This window comes from Cupriavidus sp. 01L46 (assembly GCF_056399905.1).
This window is the reverse complement of record NZ_JBFTSF010000651.1, coordinates 1-855: the sequence shown is the minus strand read 5'-3', so window position 1 is coordinate 855 and position 855 is coordinate 1. Positions and strand designations below refer to the sequence as shown.

Annotated in this window: 1 protein-coding gene; it reads right to left on the bottom strand. The window is 71.6% G+C overall.

Translation table 11 applies throughout. The annotated features are described in order from the left end of the window. Positions 1–855, bottom strand: an 855-nt coding sequence (locus tag AC1DS3_RS39120; protein ID WP_477129425.1) for a phosphopantetheine-binding protein, incomplete at both ends; no start/stop codon positions are given.

Below are 855 nucleotides of genomic sequence, written 5' to 3'. Positions count from 1 at the left end.
GCCGTGGCCAGCGTCGCGCCCAGCGACCAGCCCAGCAGCAGATAGGGCCCTTGTGGCTGGGCGACACGCCATTCGCGAACGTAGTCGGCCGCGATCGACGCCAGCGACGTGTCGCGCCACGCCGGATCGCCCAGCGCCCGCGACTGGAAGCCATAGACCGTCCGCGCCTTGCCGAGCTGGCCCACGATGGCGTCGTAGTCGAACAGCGTGCCCAGCGCGGCATGGACGCACGCCACGGGCGGCAGGGCGCCGCCGGCGGGGCCCTGCGCCAGCACCCGCAGCGCTGTGGCCGCCACGGGCGCGGCTTCCGCATCGGGCAGCAACTGGCCGATGGTCGGCGTCCGCATCAGGTCGCGCAGCTTCAGGTCGATTCCCAGCGCCTTGTTGGCCCGCACGCGCGAAATCACCTTCAGGCTCAGCAGCGAGTCGCCCCCGAGCGTGAAGAAGTTGTCGTCAAGGCCGACGCGCTCCACGCCCAGCACCTCCTGCCAGACCTGCGCCAGCCAGCGCTGGGCTTCGTTGCGCGGCGCCACGAAGTGCTCGGCACCCTCGGCCTCCGGCGCCGGCAGCGCGTGACGGTCCAGCTTGCCGTTCGGGGTCAGGGGCAGGGCGTCGATCACGACGAACGCCGCCGGCACCATGTAGTCGGGCAATTCGGCGGCCAATGCCGTGCGCACGGCGGCCACGTCGATCTGGGCAGCGCTGACCGGCACCACATAGGCCACCAGCCGCGCGCCGGAGGGGCCCTCGACAGCCAGCACCGCCGCATTGCCCACACCCGCCTGCGCCAGAATCCGCGCCTCGATTTCGCCCGGTTCGATCCGGAAGCCGCGAATCTTCAGTTGCTGGTCGATC